The 2,545-nt window shown below is 59.4% G+C and carries 2 protein-coding genes; both read left to right on the forward strand.

Annotation, left to right across the window (positions count from 1 at the left end):
• Window positions 1-861: MFS transporter (locus AAAB16_RS07575; RefSeq protein WP_340662797.1), on the forward strand; the 861-nt coding region annotated here is incomplete at its 5' end.
• A 12-nt stretch (window positions 862-873) separates the two neighbouring features.
• Window positions 874-2,427 (forward strand): galactarate dehydratase, encoded by a 1,554-nt coding sequence (gene garD / locus AAAB16_RS07580; RefSeq protein ID WP_340662798.1) that lies wholly within the window; start codon window positions 874-876, stop codon window positions 2,425-2,427.
• The last annotated feature ends 118 nt before the right edge of the window (window positions 2,428-2,545 follow it).

Consider the following 2,545-nt stretch of genomic DNA (forward strand, 5'->3'; position numbering starts at 1 on the left):
TGGATCGTTTACACCCTCGGCTGGGAACATGTGTTCGTGGTGATGGGTGTGCTGGGTATTGTCTTCTCCGGCATCTGGATGAAGACCATCTACAACCCCAAAGAACACCCGACCATCAACAAAGCCGAGCTGGATCACATTGAGCAAAACGGCGGTCTGGTGGACATGGACCAATCGCGTAAAAGCGATGGCCCGCGTTGGGACTACATTCGCCAGATGCTCACCAACCGCATGCTGCTGGGCGTCTACCTGGGCCAGTACTGCATCAACGCCATCACCTACTTCTTCCTCACTTGGTTCCCGGTGTACCTGGTGCAAGAACGCGGCATGACTATCCTCAAGGCCGGCATCATTGCCTCCTTGCCGGCTATCTGCGGTTTCCTCGGTGGCGTGCTGGGCGGGATCATTTCGGACTACCTGCTGCGCCGTGGCCACTCGTTGACCTTTGCCCGCAAGTTGCCGATCGTCTGCGGTCTCACCCTCTCGGCCAGCATGGTGCTGTGCAACTACGTCGACGCTGAGTGGATGGTGGTGGGCTTTATGACCTTGGCCTTCTTTGGCAAAGGCTTGGGTTCGCTGGGTTGGGCGGTTGTTGCCGACACCTCGCCAAAACAAATTGCCGGCCTGTCTGGTGGCCTGTTCAACACCTTTGGCAACCTGGCTTCGATCACCACGCCAATCGTGATTGGCTACCTGATCAGCACCACCGGCTCGTTTGAGTGGGCCTTGGTCTTTGTTGGCGCCAACGGCTTGCTGGCCGTGTTCAGTTACTTGGTAATCGTCGGCAAAATCCAACGTGTTGAATTGAAAGAGCCGCCAAGCAAAGGCGGCGCAGAACAACTGACCCCAGCCCATTCCTGAGGAGCGAGCGTCATGCAGTTGATTGAACATTCAGACTCGCCGCGCTACATCCGTTTGCACGAGCTGGATAACGTGGTGATTGTGGTCAACGACCAAGGGGTGCCTGCGGGCACCACCTTCGCCGATGGGCTGACCACCCTGGAACGTGTGCCGCAAAGCCACAAAATCACCCTTGAGGATATTCCCGAGGGCGGGCAGATTATTCGCTACGGGCAGACCATTGGTTACGCCCTCAAGGCAATCCCGCGTGGTAGCTGGGTCCAGGAAGACCAACTGCGTATGCCGACGGCGCCACCGCTGGATAGTTTGCCGTTGTCGACCGAGGTGCCCGCTCAGCAGGCGCCGTTGGAAGGCTTCACCTTTGAGGGCTTTCGCAATGCCGACGGCACCGTCGGCACGCGCAATATCCTCGGTATTACCACCACCGTGCAGTGCGTGACTGGCGTGCTCGATCATGCGGTAAAACGCATCAAAGACGAGCTACTGCCCAAATACCCCAACGTTGATGACGTGATTGCGCTCACCCACAGTTACGGCTGTGGCGTGGCGATCACCGCCACCGACGCGTATATCCCGATTCGCACCGTGCGCAACCTGGCGCGCAACCCCAACCTGGGCGGCGAAGCCTTGGTCATCAGCCTGGGCTGCGAAAAGCTGCAAGCCGCGCAAGTAATGCACGAAGACGACGCCTCGGTCGACCTCAGCGAGCCGTGGCTGTATCGCCTGCAGGACTCCAGCCACGGCTTCACCGAAATGATCGAACAGATCATGGAGCTGGCCGAAGTGCGCCTGAAAAAACTCGACCAACGTCGCCGCGAAACCGTGCCGGCCTCCGAGCTGATTCTGGGCATGCAATGCGGCGGCAGCGATGCGTTTTCCGGCATCACCGCCAACCCGGCATTGGGCTACGCCAGCGACTTGCTGCTGCGTGCTGGCGCTACCGTGATGTTTTCGGAAGTGACCGAAGTACGCGACGCCATCTACCTGCTCACGTCGCGGGCGCAAAGCAAAGAAGTGGCCCAAGAGCTGGTGCGCGAGATGGACTGGTACGACCGTTACCTGGCCAAAGGTGAAGCCGACCGCAGCGCCAACACCACGCCAGGCAACAAGAAGGGCGGGTTGTCGAATATTGTCGAAAAGTCCCTGGGCTCCATCGTCAAATCCGGCAACAGCGCCATCAACGGCGTGTTGGGCCCAGGCGAGCGCTTTAACAAAAAGGGCCTGATCTTCTGCGCCACACCGGCCAGCGATTTTGTCTGCGGCACGCTACAACTGGCCGCGGGGATGAACCTGCACGTGTTCACCACCGGCCGTGGTACGCCGTACGGCTTGGCCATGGCGCCGGTGGTGAAAGTGTCCACCCGCACTGAACTTGCACAGCGCTGGCCGGATCTCATCGACATCGACGCCGGCCGCATCGCCACCGGCCGCGCCAGCATTGAAGAGCTGGGCTGGGAGTTGTTCCACTACTACCTGGACGTAGCCAGTGGGAAAAAACACACCTGGGCCGAGCAACACAAACTGCACAACGACATTACCCTGTTCAACCCGGCGCCGATTACCTGAGTTAGGCAAGCGCCTGCACTTACCCCCTCACCCTAACCCTCTCCCCCAAGGGGGCGAGGGGACTAAATTGAGGTTTTAGCGGCGAGCTCGGTTGGCTTGGCTAGAGGCGATTTAGCTC

Source organism: Pseudomonas sp. (assembly GCF_037994325.1).
In the GTDB taxonomy this organism is placed as follows: domain Bacteria; phylum Pseudomonadota; class Gammaproteobacteria; order Pseudomonadales; family Pseudomonadaceae; genus Aquipseudomonas.

What these genes read in the sequence shown, in the direction of transcription:
- garD (WP_340662798.1), top strand. Translation starts at nt 874, where the DNA reads ATGCAGTTGATTGAACATTCAGACTCGCCGCGCTACATCCGTTTGCAC.